Origin of the sequence: Mycolicibacterium boenickei, assembly GCF_010731295.1 — a bacterium.
Lineage (GTDB): Bacteria > Actinomycetota > Actinomycetes > Mycobacteriales > Mycobacteriaceae > Mycobacterium > Mycobacterium boenickei.
The window spans coordinates 2,521,783-2,542,047 of record NZ_AP022579.1 but is presented as its reverse complement, the minus strand read 5'-3'; the positions used below and the strand labels follow the sequence as shown (position 1 = coordinate 2,542,047).

The following is a 20,265-nucleotide window of genomic DNA, read 5'->3' as shown; positions in this document are numbered from 1 at the left end:
GCAGCCTAGTCGCCCGTACGGCGCGGCTGATCGCCGGTCACTGGGTCGTCGGGCATGTCGTCGACGATGAAGTGGTCCTCGGGATCGTCATCGAGGTTGTCATAGACCCGCGGGCGGGGCTCATGGACGGCTTCCTGCACGTCTTCGTACTCGACGTACGGGTCGACGTACTCGACGGGGTCGGCCTCCCTGACCTCCGGCTCGTCCGTCGGTTCCTCGGCCGACCACGAGACCAGGGGCTGGTCGGGTTCGAGCTCGGGTTCGGACTCCGCCTCGACGTCCTCGCCGTCATCGACCGGCTGATCCTCGTCGACGTCGTCCTCCTCGAACTGAGGCTCCGGCTCCGGCTCGGCCGGCTCAGGTTCGGGCGCGGCCACAGGTCGGGGCTTGCGGGTCAGCCCACCGGACATCGCCACGGTCAGCCCGCCGATCCCGGCGAACCACAGGAACACCGCAGGCGCGAACGTCGACTGGTCCACCCCCACGTCACCGAAATTGCCCAGCCGCCCACCACCGGCGTAGCCGAGCAGAGCCATCGTCGCCGCCGCCAGCGCCGACGCCACCAACAACTTGCCGGTGGCCGCCCCGATCGGCAGCGGACGCCGCGCACACTGCTGGCCCAGTGCGACCGCCGAGGCCGCGCCCACGATCAGCAGGGCCACCCAGATCGGACCGAGCGGCGGCGTGGGCACCGCGGCCAGCACCGGCACCGCGGGGATGTCGCCGCCGAACACCGTGAATGAGCTGAACGCCGCCAGCCCGACATGGGCACTGGATCCGACCGCGATGGCCGACGCGCCGACGATCACGTTCGGGATGTAGAGGATCGACAACAGCGTCAGGCTCAGCTGGCCGAACAGGCTGTCGGTGATCGCGAACAGGTCGTGCATCGTGCCCCAGTGCACCACCAGGGACACCGCCGTCACCGCTCCGGAAAGGCCGAACAGGGCCAGCACACCGGCGATCGCGGCGCGGAACGCCTCGGGCAGCCAGTCCGGCGCCTGCGAAGCGGCGAGCGTGCGTTGGCCGATCTTCGAGCCGACGCCGATCAGGGCACCGATCGCGTGCACGATGAGCACGCTGCAGAACGCACGGAGCGCGCTGGGAGTCTGGAGTTCGCTGATCACCGAGGCAGCGTCGTGGATGACGGCCAACAGGATGGCGGCGATCAGAATCGGTCCGCCCAGGGCTGAGGCGACGACCCAGCGGGTGACGAACCAGGAGGAATTGGGGGCGGTGGCCGCGGCCGTCGTGCGCGCCGTGCCCCAGATCATCGCCAGGACCGGCAGGAGGGGCATCACCCCGAGCTCACGGCCGCCGATCGACACCGGCACCTGGTGCACACCCAGCCACATGCTGGCGATCGCACCGAATGCGCCCGTCATGTCGCTGTTGGCGATCAGCAGCTGCAACAGCACAACCGCGGCGATGACGACCAGCGCGACGACCGATGGCCCGAATGCGACCCGGAGCAGCTCACGTGCCTGGCGGGTGCCGACTGGCCGGTTACTCACTTGCTGGGCTGCTCCTCGCAATGATCGGCGCGTGCGCGGGAAGCGCACGCGCCGATCAGCTTACGACGACGCAGGGCCTGATTGCTGTGAAGGCGACTGCTGTGCCTGCTGCTCGGCCGGGAAGGCAGTGGTCGGCGCCGACGCGCCCGACTGCTGCTGCGGCTGGCCGTAGGTGGGGTAGCCGGTCGGCGGGGTCGGCGGGCCGCTCGGCTGCTGCCCCTGCTGACCCTGCGGGGCCTGAACGGGGAAACCACCGGTGTTCGGGGCGCCGGAGTAGCCGCCGTACTGCGACGGGTATCCGGGGCGCTGCGGCTGAGCCTGCTGGTAGGGCTGGCCACCGTGCTGCGGCTGGTGCTGCTGACCGTAGTACTGCGACGGGCCACCGTACTGGCCGTACTGCGGCTGCTGATCGAACTGCGGCTTGGGGGCCGGAGGCGTGATGATGCCCGCCTCGAACAGGAGCGCGGCGATCGCGGCACCGGCCTGGACCAGGGTCAGCACGAGGATGACGTAGAAGCCCCAGTCGAGCACGGAGCTCATCTCGATCGTGAAGTAGATCGCCGACAGCAGCGCGAACGTCGAGATCACCGCGGCGATCGCGGTCCAGTTCTTCTGCTTCGGCAGCAGCGTGACACCGGCGACGAGTCCGGCCAGCACTGCGGCATCGATCGTCCAGCCGGTCGGGTCTCCGGTGGACACGACCTGCCCACCACCGGCGAGGCCGCTGAGGTCGAGCAGCGGGCCGAACCGCAGCAAGTAGACGAGCAGGCCGGCAACGGCCACGACGGCCAGCAGGATCTCGGGCAACTTGTTCTCACCGGGTTCCGCACCGGCCGGTGCGGCCGGAGCGGCGGGCACAGGAGCGGGGACAGCCTTGGCGAACTGCTGAGTTGCATCGAACTGCGAACCCGCCTGCGGCGGGTATCCGGGATTACTGGGCGGGTAGGTCATGACCTCTCCTGTGCTATCGAGCTTCGCGACGTGTGTTCACGCAGGCATGAATACCGACCACGTGAGCGATTCGAGCTTCCACGCTAGCGCACCCAACTGGGTGCCGGGCGCTCGTGTTTGATGTCAGCGAGGTCTCAAGCCGATACCAGGACGGGCGCGTCGGCGGAATCCGTTTCGGCGGACTCGATTTCGCGGACCAACGGCAGCACCTTCGCACCGAAGTACTCGATTTCCTCTTGGAAATGCAGGAATCCGCCCAAGATGAGGTCCACGCCACGTTTGCGGTACGCGGCAATACGTTCGGCGATCTGCTCGGGTGTGCCGATCAGCTGCGTGCGGAAGCCGTCGTTGTACTGCACGAGATCCTCGAAGCTGGAATCGGCCCACATGCCCTTCTTGTCACCGGTGGAGTTGCCGGCCTGTTGGACCGCGCCGCGGAAGCCCTCGACGGCAGGCTTGTTGGCCTTGGCGACGATCTCCTTGAGCGTCTCCTTTGCCTCTTTCTCTGTGTCACGGGCGATGATGAACCCGTTCAGCCCGAACTTCACCTCACGGCCTGCCTCGCGCGCATGGTCGCGTACCTCGACGACCTGTTCGGTGAGGCCATCGAAGTCTTTGCCGTTCGAGAAGTACCAGTCGGCGTAGTAGCCGCCGTTGCGCCGGGCCGCCGTCGAATTGCCGCCCTGGAACAGCTCGGGGTTGGGGCGCTCAGGTGTGTTGAGCGGCTTGGGCTTCAGGGTGAAGTCATGGATGCGGTAGAAGTCGCCGCGGAAATCCACGTCGTCCTCGGTCCAGATCTTGCGCAGCACCTGCAGGAACTCCGCGCTGCGGCGGTAGCGCTCGTCGTGTTCGAGCCAGGGCTCGCCCAGATGGGTGAACTCGTCTTTGAACCAGCCCGAGACGACGTTGACGGCGAAGCGGCCGTTGCTCAGATGGTCCGCGGTGGCACCGAGCTTGGCCAGCACCGCCGGCTGCCACAGCCCGGGGTGAACCGCGGCGATGACCTTCAGCCGTTCGGTGGCCAGCAACAGCGCCAGGCTGAAACTGGTGGATTCGTGCTGGTACTCGGCACCGTAGCTGGCCTCATAGCGAACCTGACTCAGCGCATACTCGAACCCGTTGTTCTCCGCGGTCTGCGCGAGCTTCTTGTTGTACTCGTAGTTCCAGTCGGTGCGCTGCTCGATATCGCTGGTGACCAGGCCGCCACTGACGTTGGGCACCCAGTAGGCGAACTTGACGTGGTCGGCGATGCGTTCAGTCGTCATGCCGGTGATCCCAGCAAACGCGTTGACGCACGTCGCGGGTATCGCTCGCGGTGAAGTTTTCTCCTTCCCGGACCGCCCAACGAGACGCACCGTCTTGCTACTCGGACTGAAACACGTTCTAATTCTGGTCATGGACTATGGGCTTGTTCTCTTCACCAGTGACCGCGGCATCGCCCCGGCCAAGGCCGCCAAGCTGGCCGACGATCACGGCTTCACCACGTTCTACGTGCCCGAGCACACCCACATCCCGATCAAACGCGAGGCCGCTCACCCCACCACGGGTGACGAATCCCTGCCCGACGACCGATACATGCGCACCCTCGACCCGTGGGTGTCGCTGGGCACCGCCTGCGCGGTGACGTCGCGGGTCCGGCTGTCGACGGCCGTCGCCCTGCCCGTCGAGCACGACCCGATCACCCTGGCCAAGTCCATCGCCACCCTGGACCACCTCTCCGGCGGTCGCGTGTCGCTGGGTGTCGGGTTCGGTTGGAACACCGACGAACTCGCCGACCACAACGTTCCCCCGGGCCGCCGCCGCACCATGCTGCGCGAGTACCTGGAAGCCATGCGCGCGCTGTGGACCGAGGAAGAAGCCTCGTACGAAGGCGAATTCGTGAACTTCGGGCCGTCGTGGGCCTGGCCCAAGCCCGTGCAGTCACACATCCCGGTGTTGGTCGGCGCCGCGGGCACCGAGAAGAACTTCAAGTGGATCGCGAAGTCGGCCGACGGCTGGATCACCACGCCGCGCGACTTCGACATCGACGAGCCGGTCAAGCTGCTGCAGGACACCTGGGCCGCGGCCGGGCGGGACGGCGCCCCGCAGATCGTGGCGCTGGACTTCAAGCCGGACCCCGAGAAGCTCGCCCACTGGCGTGAACTGGGCGTCACCGAGGTGTTGTTCGGCCTGCCGGACAAGTCCGAGACCGAGGTGTCGGCATACGTCGAGCGACTCGCGGGCAAGCTGGCTTCGCTGGTCTAGTTCTGGCGTTGCCGCATTAGCCGGCTGGCGCCGAAATCAACGCTATGGTCGCAGGAGTTCGAGGAGAACGACCATGGCGTTGATATCGTGGTGCGACGGGCGGATTTTCGCCGCTACGCCAGCGACGCGGCGTTTCGCTCGTCGCTGGACCGCACCACAATCGACGCCCCGAGCGGCTCACCGTCGGAGAGCAACGCCACCAGGTCCTCGTCGGTCGTCGTCGCCAGGAAGCGGCTGCCGTCGGAATCCAGGCGGCCGATGATGATGCCGGTGTGCGGAGTCCAGTCGTAGCGCACCGTGTAGGTCTCGATTGTGGCTGGGCCGTCGGCTTTTTCGGTGATGAGCACGCGGTCTTGAGCGTTGAACTCGTCCTGCAGAGCGGCGCTGTTGTCGGCCACCCAGTCGGCCGGTTCGGTGCCGTAGATACCGACCGAGTACTTGCTCGCGATCCCGCCGTTGCCGCCGACGAGCGCGAATTGGCCTGGCTTGTCGCGCATTTCATTGACGGCCTCGGCGATGCCGTGCATCGAATAGTTGTTGCCCGGGCCACCGAAGAAGGGCAGGCCACCGGTGAGGGTCAGGTCGCGTTGGTCATCGGGTGCCAGGCCGGTGCCGTCACAGATGTTGAACACCGGGAACGGGAAGCAGCTGTAGAGATCGAATGCCGCGATGTCGTCGAGGGTGATGCCGGCGACCCGCAGGGCCTCGTTCACCGCGATCACCGCGGCGTCGCTGTAGCCGAGTTCGGCGCGCTCGAGGAGCTTGATCTCCTTCATGTCGGCGTGCCCGCGCAGGTACACCCACTTCTCCTCGGGCACACCGAGTTTCCGGGCGGACGCGACCGACATCAGCAGTACCGCCGCACCCTGGTTGACCTGATCGCGCGCGACCATCATGCGCGGGTACGGGTCACAGATCATCCGGTTGCTCTCGGTGACGGTGGCCAGCTCCTGGGCCGAACGCTCCACCGGGGCGGACGAATACGGGTTCTTCGCGGCGACCTTGGAGAACGGCGCGAACAACTCGGCCATCGCCTGCCGGTAGTCCGCGACCGACAGCCCCTGCCGGGCCCGGCGCGCGTTCTCCAGCAGGCCGTACTGCACCGGAGCCCCGATCAGCCCGTGCTTGATCGTGTATTCATCGAAGATGCCGTCGTAGCCGTAGCCGCGGTCCTCCAGCTGACCGTCGATGGTCTCGGAATGGTCCGGTTTGTCGGCGCGCTTGGCGAAATGGCGCAGCGTCGAGGTGTTCTCCGAGCCGAACAGCAAGACCACCTCGGCCTCGCCCGCGGCAATGGCGGCCGAGAACTCGGTGACGAGATGCTGCGGGCTCTGGCCGCCGATCACCTCGAGGATGGCGCGGGCCGGCTCCGCCCCGACATTGCGTGCCACCGAGCGCGGGTAGTTGTTGGAAATCCCCAGCGTGGGCGTCTGGGGGCCGGAGATCTCGAACTGCCGCGTGCCTGCCACGGTGTCGATCGCCTGCGCCACCGCGGCAGGGTCGGCCCCGGTGTCGTGCAGGGCCGCCTTGGCCGCCTCGGTGGCCAGCTCGACCGAGGACATCCCGCGATAGCCATCGAGGTCGATGCGTTCGGTGAACTGCCCGACGCCGACGATGACTGGGGTGCGCGGATCGACCATGACAATCTCCTTGACGGGTGTTAATTCGCGAGGCTAACCGATTGAGGTTTCCCAGGCGAAATCGGTGGCTCGCATCGCCGATTTCCACCCCTGGGTCGCTCTCCGCGACTCTCTGCCGCCCTGGCGTAGAAAACCGCGACGTAGACACCGTCGACGCAGACCACACGACGCAAAACCGCCTCCCACCTGCACACCTTGACGACACTGTCACTTAGTGACACATTGGAGCTGTCACTAAGTGACAAGTTCTGGAGGTGAGGGCGATGAGCGAGAAACAGGAACAGGCGCGTCTCGCCGTGTCACGACACGCCTGCGCATTGTTCTGGGAGCGTGGCGTCGCCGGCACCAGCGGTGACGACATCGCCGCGGCCGCAGGGCTTTCCACCCGCACGATCTGGCGTTACTTCCGCGCCAAGGAAAGCTGCGTCGAACCGGTGCTGGCCAAATCGGCGGACCGGTTCATCGACATTCTCAACCGCTGGCCGCATGAGCTGTCATTGGCCGAACACCTTGCCGCCGACGGCCTCACGCACCCGATGGCACCCCAAGACGTCGAGGACGAGATCAGCGCGATGCGGATCGCCACCATGACCCCGTCCGAACCGGCCCTGCGCACGGCCTACCTGATGGTGCACGACCGCATGGAGCAGGGCTTCATCCCGGTGATCGCCGACCGCCTGCATCTACCCGTCGACGACCTCACCGTGCGGCTCTGCGCGGCCGCCGTCACCGGGGCGTTCCGCGTCGTCGACGAAGACGTCAGCGTCGCGGTGATCGTCGAAGGCAAGAAAGTCACCCAAGAGCAGGCGCTCGCCCTGATCGACCGGGCGATCCGGGACGCCACCAACGGCCGACTCGGTGGACCCGTCACGTCCTGATCACACCCGAAAGAGCTTGTCCGCACCCGCGAAAGGACTCTCATGGCGTTACCCGAACTCATCTCCGTCGAGGACTTCTTCAGCCCACCAGAGCGCACAGCCGCCAAGATCTCGCCCGACGGAACCAGGATCGCCTTTCTGGCGCCGTGGAAGAACCGCCTCAACGTGTGGATTCAGGACCTCGACGGCGATGCGTCACCACGCTGTGTCACCGCGGACGAAACCCGCAGCGTCTACATCTATTCGTGGACCGACGATCCGCGGTGGCTGCTCTACATGCAGGACAACGGCGGTGACGAGAATTTTCACGTCTACCGCATCGACCTGGACAACCCCGACGCCGCCGCCGTGGACCTCACACCGTTTCCGGGGGCCAGGGCGAGCTTCGACCTCGTCAAGGGCCGGCCGGGCAAAGCGATCGTGCAGACCAACAACCGCGATCCCCAACTGATCGATGCGTACGAACTCGACATCGCCACAGGGGAACTCACCCTCCTGGCTGAGAACCCCGGCAATGTCATCATGTGGCTGTGCGCCCCCAACGGTGATCTGTTCACCAATACGCTGACGGCCGACGGCGACGTCGAGATATCGCAATGGGACTCGGCCACAGCCTCATTGCGCTCCATCAAGGTCTACGACGGCACCGACTACCCGGTGGGCATCTTCCCCGTCGCCATCTCCCCGGACGGAACCGGCATCTGGCTCGGATCGAATGAGGGCAGCGACCGCACCCGGCTGGTCCGCATCGATGTGGCCACCGGCACGGAGACCGAGGTGGACAGCCACCCGACATTCGACCTCGGAAACCAGATGGTGTTGCCGTCACCGTTCATCCTCAGCGAGCGCACGGGTGAGCTGGTGGGTGCGCGTTACTACGGGGAACGCCAGGTGATCCATCCTCTCGACGCCAATTTCGGTGCGGTACTGGAGAACCTGACCAAACTGTCCGACGGTGACCTCGGCGCCATCTCGTCGGACGACTCCGGGCAGAGGTGGGTCGTCAACTTCACCCACGACCGCGACCCCTGGGCCACCTACCTCTACGACCACGCGACAGGCGAGAGCCGGCTGTTGTTCCGGCCGTATCCGAATCTGAATTCAGATTCATTGGCACCGATGACGCCGGTGACCATCCCCTCTCGCGACGGGCTCGACCTCCACTCGTATCTGACCCTGCCGGTCGGGGTCGACGCCACCGACCTGCCGATGGTCTTGCTGGTGCACGGCGGACCGTGGTCCCGGGATTGCTGGGGCTTTCAGCCCGATGTGCAGATGCTGGCCAACCGCGGATACGCGGTGCTACAGGTCAACTTTCGCGGCTCGACCGGCTATGGAAAGGCCTTTACGAAGGCGGCGATCGGCGAGTTCGCCGGCAAGATGCACGACGACCTGATCGACGCCGTGGACTGGGCGGTCAAGCAGGGCTATGCCGACCGCGACAAGGTGGCCATCTTCGGCGGTTCCTACGGCGGCTACGCCGCGCTCGTCGGAGTGACGTTCACCCCGGACGTGTTCGCCGCCGCCATCGACTATGTCGGCATCTCCAGCCTGGCCAACTTCATGCGCACGCTGCCGAATGTCGCGCGGCCGTTCCTGGCCACCAACTGGCACCTGTACGTCGGGGACCACAACGACCCCACCCAGGAAGCCGACATGCTGGCCCGCTCCCCCATCACGAAGGTCGATCAGATCCGCACGCCGCTGCTGGTGGTCCAGGGCGCCAACGACTCTCGCGTCGTCCAGGCCGAATCCGACAACCTGGTCGAAGCCCTGCGCAAGCGCGGCGTCGAGGTCGAATACATGGTCAAGGAGGACGAGGGGCACGGATTCCTCAACCCGGACAACCAGATCGACATGTACCACGCCGTCGAGCGGTTCCTCGCCGAGCACCTGGGCGGGCGGGTCTGACCGCCGAGTGCCGCAAACGAAAAGGCCCCCGCCGCAGCGGGGGCCTTTCCGTTGTAACGACTTACAGGCTTTCGAAGAGCTCGCGAGCCAGCTTGGCGGTCTCAGACGGCGTCTTGCCGACCTTCACGCCCGCAGCCTCAAGGGCTTCCTTCTTGGCCGCGGCGGTGCCCGACGAGCCGGACACGATGGCGCCGGCGTGGCCCATGGTCTTGCCCTCCGGAGCGGTGAAGCCCGCGACGTAGCCGACGACCGGCTTGGTGACGTTGGCCTTGATGTAATCGGCGGCACGCTCTTCGGCGTCGCCACCGATCTCACCGATCATCACGATGATCTTGGTCTCGGGATCCTTCTCGAACGCCTCGATGGCGTCGATGTGGGTGGTGCCGATGACCGGGTCGCCGCCGATGCCGATGGCGGTCGAGAAACCGAGATCGCGCAGCTCGTACATCATCTGGTAGGTCAGCGTGCCCGACTTCGACACCAGACCGATCGGGCCCTTGCCGGTGATGTTGTTCGGCGTGATGCCGACCAGCGACTCACCGGGGGTGATGATGCCCGGGCAGTTGGGGCCGATGATGCGGGTCTTCTGACCCTTGTCGACGTTGTAGGCCCACGCATAAGCGCTGTCCTGCACCGGGATTCCCTCGGTGATGACCACCAGCAGCGGGATCTCGGCGTCGATGGCCTCGATGATGGCGTCCTTGGAGAAGGCCGGCGGCACGAAGGCGATCGACACGTCAGCGCCGGTCTCCTTCATGGCCTCGGCGACCGAGCCGAACACCGGCAGCTCGATGTCGTTGCCGTCCTTGTCCTTGTGCGCCACCTTGGTGCCGGCCTTGCGCGCGTTGACGCCGCCGACGACCTGCGTGCCCGCCTTGAGCATCAGAGCGGTGTGCTTGGTGCCCTCACCGCCGGTGATGCCCTGGACGATGACCTTGGAGTCTTTGTTCAGAAAAATCGACATGTCAAGTGTCCCTTACTTATTCGCCAGCTCGGCGGCCTTGTCGGCACCGGCGTCCATCGTCTCGGCCTGGATCACCAGGGGGTGGTTGGCCTCGGCCAGGATGCGACGGCCCTCTTCGACGTTGTTGCCATCCAGGCGGACGACCAGCGGCTTGTTGGCCTCGTCACCGAGGATCTCCAGCGCCTGCACGATGCCGTTGGCCACCGCGTCACACGCGGTGATGCCGCCGAACACGTTGACGAACACGCTCTTGACCTGGCTGTCGTTGAGGATGACGTCCAGGCCGGCAGCCATCACGGATGCCGAAGCGCCGCCACCGATGTCGAGGAAGTTGGCCGGCTTCACGCCGCCGTGCTTCTCGCCGGCGTACGCGACCACGTCCAGCGTCGACATGACCAGTCCGGCACCGTTACCGATGATGCCGACCGCGCCGTCGAGCTTGACGTAGTTGAGGTCGTTCTCCTTGGCCTTGAGCTCGAGCGGATCGGTCGCGTCCTTGTCCTCGAACTCGGCGTGGCCGGGCTGCCGGAAGTCGGCGTTCGCGTCCAGGGTGACCTTGCCGTCCAGCGCCAGGATCTGGTCGTCGGGCGTACGCACCAGCGGGTTGACCTCAACCAGGGTGGCGTCCTCCTTGACGAACACCTCCCACAGCTTCTGGATGGTCACCGCGGCGGCGTCGAGCACCTCGGCGGGCAGGTGGCCCTGCTCGGCGATCGACCGGGCGAAGGCGAGGTCGACACCCTTGACGGCGTCGACGGGCACCTTGGCCAGCCGCTCGGGTTTGGTGGCGGCGACTTCCTCGATCTCCATGCCGCCCTCAACCGAGCACATGGCGAGGTAGGTGCGGTTGGCGCGATCGAGCAGGAAGGAGATGTAGTACTCCTCGGCAATGTCGCTCGCCTCGGCAACCAGCAACTTTTTGACGACGTGGCCCTTGATGTCGAGGCCGAGGATGTTCTGCGCGTGGGTCAGGGCGTCCTCAGGGGTGGCCGCGTACTTCACGCCGCCGGCCTTGCCGCGGCCGCCGACCTTCACCTGAGCCTTGATCATCACGGGCTTGCCGATTTCGGTGGCGATCGCCTTGGCGTCCTCTGCCGAGTCGGTCACCCGGCCCGGAGTCGTGGGGACGTTGTGCTTGGCGAACAGCTCTTTCGCCTGATATTCGAAGAGATCCATGTGCTTCCTAGATAGGCGTTGTCTGTCTGCGTTGACTTAAAACTGCCCGGTCCATATCTCCTGTGACGGGCCCGCTGGCACTTTATCCACCACCCAGTGATGGATTAGCATCGCCTCCGGCTCATGTGGTAGATCTCACCGCCCATGGGAGGTGATACGGATCACATTCCAGCGCGGAATAGACCCATAAGTTGCCACCATCATTGGGATTTGGTTAACGTGCCTCTGGTCCAGATAACGTTCAGGTCACGACGAAGAAGGATTCTCGAGTCTTGCCGCAGCATCGTTCGTCCGCAGCTCCGCGAGGGGTGCCGACGGACGCGCGCCGCCGCAGACGCCAGGTTTCCCCTGATGAGCTGAGCGCCGCCGAGGTCACGGACGTCATCCCGTTCAGCGCCTTCGAAGCCTTCGATGACCGTTCCGTACCGGACGATCGCGAGTCGGACGACCACGAATCCGGCGTGATCTACGCCCCCGAACTCGATGACATGGACGACACCGACGACTTGGTGCCCGTCCGTCTCGCCGTCCCCTCACGCTTCCGCCCGGACTCGGGCAGCGACCGCAGCTCGACGGCCCCGCGCGGAGCGCGGAATTCATCCCACGCCTACCGCGACAGCCACACCGACGTGAGCGACGGCGTCGCCGCGACGGACGTGATCAACCTGTCCGGCCGGCGCGGTGCCCACCGCAAGGAGCACGCCGGCGCCGTCAAGAGCCGCCTGATGATCGCCGCCATGGCCGCGGGTGCCACCGCTGCCGGCGCCTACTCGTTGGGTAACCCCACCGAGACCCAGGCGGACGACACCATCCTGGCTTCGGAGGGCACCCGCGTCGAAGGCGCTTCCGTCACCGGATCGGTAGACGGCATGCAGATCGTCTCGGTGTCCTCGACCGCCGACACCTCGGTACATGCCGAGGAGATCACCAAGGCCGCGGCCTTCGCGCAGGAGCGTGCCGAGCGCGAGGCCCGGCTGTCACGCCCGCTGTTCGTCATGCCGACGAAGGGCTATGTCTGGACTTCGAACTTCGGCTACCGCTGGGGCGTGCTGCACGCCGGTATCGACCTGGCCAGCCCGATCGGTACCCCGATCGTGGCGGTCTCCGACGGCGTCGTGATCGCCGCGGGCCCGACCGCCGGCTACGGCGCCTGGGTCAAGCTGCGCCATGCTGACGGCACCGTCACGCTCTATGGCCACATCAACACCTGGCTCGTCAGCGAGGGTGACCGCGTAATGGCCGGCGATCAGATCGCCACCGTCGGCAACCGGGGCTATTCCACCGGCCCCCACCTGCATTTCGAGGTTCTGCAGAACGGCACCAGCCGCATCGATCCGGTGCCGTGGCTGAACAAGAGAGGTCTCAGCGTCGGCAGCTATGTTGGCTGAGTGAGCGACGACGGGCAGTTGGCAGCCGATCACCCCGACGAAGACGACGACCGCACCCGCATCATCCGGCGCCAGCCGCAGGACCCCGTTTCCAAACCTGTGCCAGTCGCCGACGAACCGCACACCAGCATCATCCGGCGTCACCCCACGGGCGCCATTCCCACTGCAGCCGCCGCGGAACCCCAGACCAGTCTGATCGCCGGTACCACTGGCAGTGGACCGCAGACGGGCCTCATCGGCCCCGCGGACGACGATGCCAGGACGAGCTACGTGCCGCGTGCCCGGCCCGTGATCATCCCCCGCACGTCGGCGAGCATCAATCCGCGCACGTCGATCGTGGCGGCCACCTTCGCGATTCTCAGCGGCTGGGCCACCGGCGTCATCGCCACCGACCTGATCGCCGGCTGGTGGCGCACCGACCGATTGTTCTGTGTAGCCATCGGTTTCCTGGCAGCGATCTCGGCTGCAGCAACCATCGGAGGGCTCATCGCATTGTTGCTGCGGCGGCGGATGGGCCGGCTGCTGGTCGTCGTCGGCGCGGTGATCGGCCTGCTGATTTTCGCCAGTTTGTTCATCGCCGGGGCAAGACTGCACCCCATCGTCTACGCGATGCCGGTCCTTCCGGTAGCCGCCATCCTGTTCACGATGCTGCCTTCGACCGGCCGCTGGAGCGCGCGCCGATAGGCACCCGGCGGGGCCGGTGGTCCGCTGTTAGGTTTGCGTAGTGCGTCCAACTGCGCTGACCACGATCACCCTCACCTATATATGTGGCCTTCTCGGAATCGTCGCGACGCTGCGAGCGCTCCTCGTGGCCTGGTACACCTTCGGATACGGCTTCGGTACCGCCCCTTTGCGGTTCTGCCATTCGATCCTCAACCTCGTCCTGCTCGCTGCCGTGACCATCGCATTCTTCGCCGGTGCCGTGCTGTTGGGCCGCGGCGAACGTCGTGGCCGCACGCTGGTGATCGCGGCCAGTTCGGTGGTGATCGTGCTGACGCTTATCGAGCTCGCGGTGTGGATCGGCCCAGGTTTCGCGGCATGGACGAATCAAGGTGTGCTCGGTGTGACCCGCTGGGTCTGGTTGGCCCTGTCGATCGTCACGCTGGTCCTCGCTCTCCTCGCCGGAAACGAAACACCCAGCACCGCAGAGGATCCTGACGTTGTGGAGCCGCAGGGCCGGCCGGTGCTCAACCTGCTCGTCGCAGCCCTGGCTGTGGCGATGGCCGCTTACCAACTGTGGCTGGCCAAGAAGCAGTTCGACTACAGCTTGCTCTACATCACCGACCTGACGGACCTGCTGCCCACCACGCCGAGCGCGACGTGGACGCTGGCGATGTTCGAGCCGCTGTCCGCCTCTGTCGTCGCGGCGGCAGTGCTCTTCATCGGTGGGGTGCTGATGGCTGTCGGATTCCCCGCGGCACGCTTGGTCGTGATCGCCGGGTGCATCCTCACCGTGGCGCAGGGGATCTTCGGGTGGACCGACCTGGACCGGCTCTTCCACGAGATCGGGGCCTCCGAACTGGTGACGATCTTCGCGCCGCGGACCTCCTCGGTGGTCGTGCTCACGCTCACCGTGCCCGTCGTCACCGCGGTGCTGGCGGCAGTCGCACCGGTACGTACCGCTAGAACTTGACCGGTAGTCGCGCCCACCCGCGCACACTGGACGTGTGAGCCCGAAAAGCATTGGGGTAATCGACTTCCCAGTCCGTCCACCGCTTGAGCACCTCTTCGAACGCGACCCTGGCCTCCAGTCGGGCCAACGCCGAACCCAGGCAGAAATGCAGGCCCTGACCGAAGCTCAGGTGACCACCGGTGCGGTGGATGTCGAAGCGGTCGGGATCGGTGAACTTCGACTCGTCGCGGTTGGCCGATCCGTTGAGCAACAACATGTATGAGCCCTCGGGGATGGCCTGCCCGTAGTGCTCGACATCCTGCGCGACGTATCGGGCCTGCACCGGTGACGGCGGTTCGAAACGCAGCGTCTCCTCCACTGCGCCCGGGATCAGGCTCGGATCGGCGACGAGTTCGCGGCGCTGGTCGGGATGCTCGGCGAGCAGCTGCCCCATGAAACCGATGAGGCGAGCAGTGGTTTCATTGCCGGCGCCGGCGATCATCGCGGTGTAGGCGAGCACCTCGGTACGGGTCAGCGGCCGTGAGGTTCCGTCCGCCTCCTCTATCTCTGCGGTGAGCAGATCGGTCATCAGGTCGTCGGACGGATGCGACGCCCGCCATTCGATGTACTCGGCGAACATCGTGATGGCGTCCTGGAAGATGGTCGGGCTGACCCCGTCCGCGCTGGCATCGACGGACGCCACCGTGATGGCCTTGTCATTGCGGTCCCGGATGCTCTGCTGCTCCTCCTCCGGGATACCCAGCAGATAGCCGATGGTCCGCATCGGCATGAATGCGCCTAGGTCGGCGACGAAGTCCAGACCGTTCTGCTCGCGCAGGGGATCCAGTGCCTTCGCGCAGAACTCGCGCACCAGGCCCTCGACTGCCAGCATGCGACGCGGCGTGAAGACCCGCGACAACAATCTCCGGTGCAGATCGTGCAGGGGCGGGTCTTCGAACAGCAGGATGCCCGGCGGCACCTCGATGCCGCTGAACAGGATGTCGGCCGTCGTACCCCGGCCCGACCGGTAGGCCTGCCAATTGGGCAACTCCCGGGCCACGTCGTCCCAGCGGCTCAGCGCATAGAAGTTGTACTTCTCGTTGTAATACAACGGCGCCTCGTCGCGCATCCGCTTCCAGACCGGGTACGGGTCGTCGTCGATGTCGTTGTCGAACGGGTCGTAATAAAGCTCCACCGCCTGCTGCGTCGTCACCGATCACTTCCCCATCCACTGGTACCAAATAGTTGTTCCACCGTACTGTGCGGGTCGTCGGGCGGTCAATCTCCGGGTCACCGCGGCTCACAGCGTTTTAACAGTCAGGCTGAGCCAAACCGTCGCCCCGAGTTCGAGGCCGGGCGTCTACTGGGGCGGATTCGCGTGTGTGCTCACGCATTGAGACCCCCGGAGGCCCGCTCCCATGTTCAACCGCCTGCTGCGCACTGCCTTTGCGCTCACCCTCATCGCCACGGCCATCTCCTGCAGCAGCAACGACGACAAGGCCGACGGCTACACGCTGCGGATCGGCGCGACCTCGGTGACCGGCACTCCGGCAGGATCGCTGGGTTGGGGCGACAAGCAGGGCATCCTCACCGAGCAGCTGAAGTCCGCCGGGGTCGGCAAGATCGAGTACTCGTTCTTCCAGTCCGGCAGCGATGTCGCCTCGGCCCTGTTCGCCGGCGCCATCGACGTCGCCGCCATCGGCGACAACCCCGCCCTGCGAGCCCGCAGCCGCGACCCGAAAGTGGTTCTGCTGTCCCTTGATTCGATCAACGGCGACGCCTGGCTGGTGGGCGCCAAGGGCGGACCGACTGATATCAAAGGGCTGATCGGCAAGGACATCACCGCCCCGCAGGGCACCATCCGCGACCGCGCCGCGCGCCAACTGATCGACGCGGCGGGCCTGACCGGCCAGATCCAGGTGCGTGACGTACCGACGCCCGAGTCGATCGCCGGGCTGAGTTCCGGCAAGATCGACGCGGCGATCCTCACCGGCGCCAGCGCGGCCGAGCTGGAATCCAAGGGCTTCCCGATCATCGACAGCCTGTCGCGGCACGGCTTCGGCAGCACGGGCACCAACATCGCCCTCAGCTCCTTCACCGATGCCCACCCGGAGTTCACCGGCGCCTGGCAGGGGGCCGTCACCGCCGTCAACAAAGACATCACCGAGAACTTCGACGATTATCTGGCCTGGGTCGCCCAAACCGACGACACCGACCTGAAGTTCGTCCAGAAGTCCACCCGTGCCGAGGAATTCAACACCGAGCCGTTCCCCCAGGTCGGCGTGGATCAGCTCGATGCGGCCTACAAGTTCCTCAACGCCGACGGCTCGTTCGACAACGAATATTCGGTCCGGGAATGGGCCGGGGCCAAGTCGTGACCGCAGCCGTCGCCGCTGTCCGGGTCCCGCCCGCCGGCCCCGAACTCATCGAGGTCGTCGGCGGTCACCCGCGACGAAAAGGCCTGTGGGCACGCATCCCCCGGCCCGTGCGCCGGCTGATGAGCCCGGCGCTGATCTTGGCGGCCTGGACCATCGGCTCGACGACGGGCCTGCTCAACACCGACCTGTTCCCACCCCCGACAGAGGTGGCGGCCACCGCGTGGCGGCTGCTCGGCGACGGGCAACTCGCCACCCACGTCGGCGCGTCGGCCGTGCGGGTGCTGATCGGCACGGTGCTGGGCATCCTGATCGGTGTCCTCCTCGCGGTGGTGGCCGGGCTGACCCGCACCGGTGAGGACCTGCTGGACTGGACCATGCAGATCCTCAAGGCCGTGCCCAATTTCGCGTTGACCCCGCTGCTGATCATCTGGATGGGCATCGGCGAAGGCCCCAAGATCGTGCTGATCACCACCGGCGTGGCGATCGCGATCTACATCAACACCTATTCGGGGATCCGCGGCGTGGATCGGCAACTCGTCGAGATGGCGCAAACCCTGGAAGCGTCACGGCGGACCCTCGTCTCGCAGGTGATCCTCCCCGGTGCGATGCCGAATTTCCTTGTCGGCCTGCGCCTCGGGCTGTCCAGCGCGTGGCTGAGCCTGATCTTCGCCGAGATGATCAACACCACCCAGGGCATCGGCTACCTGATGTCACGCGCCCAGACCAACCTGCAGTTCGATGTCTCGCTGCTGGTGATCGTCATCTACGCCGTGGCCGGCCTGCTGTCCTACACCCTGGTGCGGGTCTTGGAACGGCTGCTGCTGTCATGGCGCAACGCGTTCGAGGGTCTCGGAGCTCCGGCATGAGCGCCGGCATCAGCACTGTCGTGGAGGTGCACGGCCTGACACGGGCATTCGGCGAACAACAGGTGCTCGAGAATCTCGAATTGCAGATCGCCGACGGCGAATTCGTCGCGATGCTGGGCCGTTCCGGATCCGGGAAGAGCACCCTGCTGCGGGTGCTGGCCGGGCTCGACGATCAGGTCACCGGATCGGTGCGGGTGCCCCGTTCCCGCGCGGTGGTGTTTCAGAATCCGCGGCTGCTGCCGTGGCGGCGCGCACTGGCCAACGTCACGTTCGCGCTGCCCGACTCCGGACCCGACGCGCCGAGCCGGACTGCCCGTGGCCGGGCCGCACTCGACGAGGTGGGGCTGACCGACAAGTCCAAAGCGTGGCCGTTGTCGTTGTCCGGCGGTGAGGCGCAACGTGTTTCGCTGGCCCGCGCGCTGGTCCGCGAGCCCGATCTGCTGTTGCTCGATGAGCCGTTCGGCGCGCTCGACGCGCTGACCCGGCTCAAGATGTACGGCCTGTTGCACGAACTCTGGTCCCGCAGGCACATGGCGGTCCTGCATGTCACCCACGACGTGGACGAGGCGATCCTGCTGGCCGACCGGGTGGTGGTGCTCTCTGGCGGACGGGTATCCCTCGACCGCCGCGTCGAGCTGCCCTTCCCTCGCTCCCGCAGCGATGAGGGCTTCGACGACCTGCGCAGGGCGCTGCTGGCCGAACTCGGCGTCCGAGAGGAGGTAGGCCATGACCGCTCCCGCTGAGCCTGATGCACTGAGCACCGACGTCCTCGTGATCGGTGGCGGCCCCGCGGCGACCTGGGCCGCGATCACCGCCGCCGAATCCGGGGCGCGAGTCATCCTGGTCGACAAGGGCTACTGCGGCACCAGCGGCGCGACGGCCGCAGGCGGCAACAACCTGTGGGCGATCGGGCCCGGCCCGCGGCGCGAGGATTCCGTGCGTGAGCGCGAACTGGCCGCCGGCCGGATCACCGACTCCGACTGGATGTTCCGGGTGCTGGCCACCTCGTGGGACCGCCTCGAGCACCTCTCCCAGTGGGGATACCCGTTCCCGATCGGTGCCGACGGCCGCGAGATGCGCAGCAGCCTGCAGGGTCCCGAGTACATGCGCCGCATGCGCCGCAAGGCCCACCGCAGCGGCGTGCGGATCCTCGACCACCACCCGGCACTGGAACTGACCGCCGATGCCGACGGCGTCGTCACCGGTGCCACCGGTATCGCCCGCCAGGACGGCGGCCGGCCGTGGCGGATCACGGCGGGCGCCGTCGTGCTGGCCACCGGCGGAACCGCCTTCCTGTCCGGAACTTTCGGCACCAACGTCGACACCGGCGAAGGTCTGCTGATGGCCGCCGAGCACGGCGCGCACCTGTCCGGCATGGAATTCTGCACCGCCTACGCGCTGGCCCCCGAGTGGGGCGTGCACACCAAGGGCCGAATGCTGCAGTGGGGCAGCTTCTATGACGAACGCGGTCGCCCGTTCACCACCCAGCGTGGGCTGAGCGGACGTCAGGACGCGCAGCGGGCACTGACCCGCGGTGAGCGCGTGTTCGCCCGGTTGGACCGGGCACCCGAACACATCCGGCAGACCATGCGTGACGCGCAGCCGAATTACTTCCTGCCGCTGGACAAGGCCGGCATCGACCCGTTCACCACCGCGTACCCGGTCCGGATGGTCTACGAGGGGTCGGTGCGCGGCACCGGTGGCCTGCGCCTCGTCGGGCCGGACTGTGCGACAACGGTTCCCGGCCTGTACGCCGCAGGGGACGCCGCGACCCGCGAGCTCATCACGGGGGCACTGTCGGGCGGTGGCAGCCGCAACGGCTCGTGGGCCATCGCCTCGGGCACCTTCGCCGGGCGCGGTGCCGCGGAGTTCAGCCGCGGCCGGCGAGGGCAGGTGAGCGAGCCCGTCACGATCACCCCGCGCTCACGTGTGGGCGCACCCAGCGTCGAAGAGGTGGTGGCCGCGGCGCAGTCGCACGTCCTGCCCCCGCTTCGCAGCTACCTGAAATCCGAAGTCCGGCTGCAAGAGTCCGCCGATGCCTTGGAAGCCGTGTGGCGTGACATCGCCGACGGTCTGGCCCCGGTGGCCGCGCGCGACATCTACAAACTGCGTCAGGCCGAAGCAATGGTCGCCGCGGCCCGCTGGATCACCGCAGCGTCCCTGGCCCGGCCGGAAACCCGCGGCCTGCACCGCCGCGAGGATCTGCCCGAATCAGATCACCGCTACGAGCACCGCATCCTGGTCGGCGGCCTGGAGCAGGTCTGGACCACACCCGATCCCGTGGCCCCGCGCCTCATCTCGTCGGAGGCCGTGGCGTGATCGAGATCGTCAGTGAGACGGCCTGCATCACATGCGACGTCTGCATCAAGGTGTGCCCCACCGACGTGTTCGACCGGGGCACCGACGGGATCCCTGTGATCGCGCGGCAGTCCGACTGCCAGACCTGCTTCATGTGTGAGGCCTACTGCCCCACCGACGCGCTGTACGTCTCGCCGGTCTCGGTACCCGTCGGCGCCGACAGCCCGCATGCTTCCGAATCCGCGGTCAGCGCAGCCGGATTGCTCGGCGGGTACCGGGAGATGGTCGGGTGGGGCGGCGGCCGCACACCCGGGTCGCGCCTGGACCAGAACCCGGTGCTGACGTCCATTCCCCCGCTGGCCGAGCCACGGCTGAGCGCCCCGGCGGCACTCGCCGAGAGCCCGTGGAATCACGCTTGAGGCTTGGCACCGGCCGCCGGCGGCGT

Annotated in this window: 18 protein-coding genes; 11 read left to right on the top strand and 7 right to left on the bottom strand. The window is 66.7% G+C overall.

Features of this window, described 5'->3' with window-relative positions; genetic code table 11:
* Positions 1-5 precede the first annotated feature (5 nt).
* From G6N57_RS12085 to sfnG, 3 genes are all read right to left on the bottom strand, one after another.
* The gene (locus G6N57_RS12085; protein ID WP_077742726.1) at positions 6-1,514 is read right to left on the bottom strand and encodes a cell division protein PerM; all 1,509 of its coding nucleotides are present in this window, start codon (positions 1,512-1,514) and stop codon (positions 6-8) included.
* Positions 1,515-1,574: 60 nt separating this feature from the next.
* Positions 1,575-2,465, bottom strand: coding sequence for a DUF5336 domain-containing protein (locus G6N57_RS12080; RefSeq protein ID WP_077742725.1), 891 nt, complete (start codon positions 2,463-2,465; stop codon positions 1,575-1,577).
* A gap of 134 nt (positions 2,466-2,599) precedes the next feature.
* Positions 2,600-3,730, bottom strand: coding sequence for a dimethylsulfone monooxygenase SfnG (gene sfnG, locus G6N57_RS12075; RefSeq protein ID WP_077742724.1), 1,131 nt, complete (start codon positions 3,728-3,730; stop codon positions 2,600-2,602).
* A gap of 130 nt (positions 3,731-3,860) precedes the next feature.
* On the opposite strand from sfnG, the gene G6N57_RS12070 reads away from it, so the two are divergent.
* Positions 3,861-4,709 carry an LLM class F420-dependent oxidoreductase gene (locus G6N57_RS12070; protein ID WP_077742723.1) on the top strand — a complete coding sequence of 283 codons (849 nt, stop codon included), beginning with the start codon at positions 3,861-3,863 and terminating at the stop codon, positions 4,707-4,709.
* A gap of 113 nt (positions 4,710-4,822) precedes the next feature.
* On the opposite strand, the gene G6N57_RS12065 is transcribed toward G6N57_RS12070, so the two are convergent.
* The gene (locus G6N57_RS12065) at positions 4,823-6,349 is read right to left on the bottom strand and encodes an acetyl-CoA acetyltransferase (protein ID WP_077742722.1); all 1,527 of its coding nucleotides are present in this window, start codon (positions 6,347-6,349) and stop codon (positions 4,823-4,825) included.
* 263 nt (positions 6,350-6,612) lie between these two features.
* Between G6N57_RS12065 and G6N57_RS12060 the strand changes: the two genes are divergently transcribed.
* Both G6N57_RS12060 and G6N57_RS12055 read left to right on the top strand, forming a co-directional pair.
* Positions 6,613-7,227 (top strand): TetR/AcrR family transcriptional regulator, encoded by a 615-nt coding sequence (locus tag G6N57_RS12060; RefSeq protein WP_077742721.1) that lies wholly within the window; start codon positions 6,613-6,615, stop codon positions 7,225-7,227.
* A 42-nt stretch (positions 7,228-7,269) separates the two neighbouring features.
* On the top strand, positions 7,270-9,138 hold the full coding sequence (locus tag G6N57_RS12055) for a S9 family peptidase (RefSeq protein ID WP_077742720.1): 1,869 nt from the start codon (positions 7,270-7,272) through the stop codon (positions 9,136-9,138).
* Between the two features lie 61 nt (positions 9,139-9,199).
* Here G6N57_RS12055 and sucD read toward each other — a convergent pair whose 3' ends face one another.
* Positions 9,200-10,102 carry a succinate--CoA ligase subunit alpha gene (gene sucD / locus G6N57_RS12050; protein WP_077742719.1) on the bottom strand — a complete coding sequence of 301 codons (903 nt, stop codon included), beginning with the start codon at positions 10,100-10,102 and terminating at the stop codon, positions 9,200-9,202.
* A 12-nt stretch (positions 10,103-10,114) separates the two neighbouring features.
* Positions 10,115-11,278: an ADP-forming succinate--CoA ligase subunit beta gene (sucC, locus tag G6N57_RS12045; RefSeq protein ID WP_077742718.1), complete on the bottom strand. Its 1,164-nt coding sequence runs from the start codon at positions 11,276-11,278 to the stop codon at positions 10,115-10,117.
* Positions 11,279-11,550: 272 nt separating this feature from the next.
* On the opposite strand from sucC, the gene G6N57_RS12040 reads away from it, so the two are divergent.
* The 3 genes from G6N57_RS12040 to G6N57_RS12030 are packed head-to-tail and all read left to right on the top strand — an operon-like array spanning position 11,551 to position 14,299.
* Positions 11,551-12,666, top strand: coding sequence for a M23 family metallopeptidase (locus G6N57_RS12040; protein WP_077742717.1), 1,116 nt, complete (start codon positions 11,551-11,553; stop codon positions 12,664-12,666).
* Entirely contained in the window at positions 12,667-13,350 is a 684-nt protein-coding gene (locus tag G6N57_RS12035; RefSeq protein WP_077742716.1) for a hypothetical protein, read from the top strand. It abuts the gene before it with no gap.
* Between the two features lie 40 nt (positions 13,351-13,390).
* Positions 13,391-14,299, top strand: a complete 909-nt coding sequence (locus G6N57_RS12030; RefSeq protein ID WP_133118358.1) for a hypothetical protein — start codon at positions 13,391-13,393, stop codon at positions 14,297-14,299.
* On the opposite strand, the gene G6N57_RS12025 is transcribed toward G6N57_RS12030, so the two are convergent.
* Positions 14,289-15,491 carry a cytochrome P450 gene (locus G6N57_RS12025; RefSeq protein ID WP_077742714.1) on the bottom strand — a complete coding sequence of 401 codons (1,203 nt, stop codon included), beginning with the start codon at positions 15,489-15,491 and terminating at the stop codon, positions 14,289-14,291. The two genes, G6N57_RS12030 and G6N57_RS12025, sit on opposite strands and share 11 nt — an antisense overlap.
* Positions 15,492-15,696: 205 nt before the next feature.
* Between G6N57_RS12025 and G6N57_RS12020 the strand changes: the two genes are divergently transcribed.
* The 5 genes from G6N57_RS12020 to G6N57_RS12000 are packed head-to-tail and all read left to right on the top strand — an operon-like array spanning position 15,697 to position 20,239.
* On the top strand, positions 15,697-16,656 hold the full coding sequence (locus tag G6N57_RS12020; RefSeq protein WP_077742713.1) for an ABC transporter substrate-binding protein: 960 nt from the start codon (positions 15,697-15,699) through the stop codon (positions 16,654-16,656).
* Positions 16,635-17,522, top strand: coding sequence for an ABC transporter permease (locus tag G6N57_RS12015; protein ID WP_077742712.1), 888 nt, complete (start codon positions 16,635-16,637; stop codon positions 17,520-17,522). Before G6N57_RS12020 ends, G6N57_RS12015 begins: the two co-directional genes overlap by 22 nt.
* On the top strand, positions 17,519-18,265 hold the full coding sequence (locus G6N57_RS12010; RefSeq protein WP_077742711.1) for an ABC transporter ATP-binding protein: 747 nt from the start codon (positions 17,519-17,521) through the stop codon (positions 18,263-18,265). Before G6N57_RS12015 ends, G6N57_RS12010 begins: the two co-directional genes overlap by 4 nt.
* Positions 18,249-19,841, top strand: a complete 1,593-nt coding sequence (locus G6N57_RS12005) for an FAD-dependent oxidoreductase (protein WP_077742710.1) — start codon at positions 18,249-18,251, stop codon at positions 19,839-19,841. Before G6N57_RS12010 ends, G6N57_RS12005 begins: the two co-directional genes overlap by 17 nt.
* A complete protein-coding gene (locus G6N57_RS12000; protein ID WP_077742709.1) occupies positions 19,838-20,239 on the top strand; it encodes a 4Fe-4S dicluster domain-containing protein in 402 nt (133 codons plus the stop codon). The genes G6N57_RS12005 and G6N57_RS12000 overlap by 4 nt, the downstream gene beginning before the upstream one ends.
* Positions 20,240-20,265 lie beyond the last annotated feature (26 nt).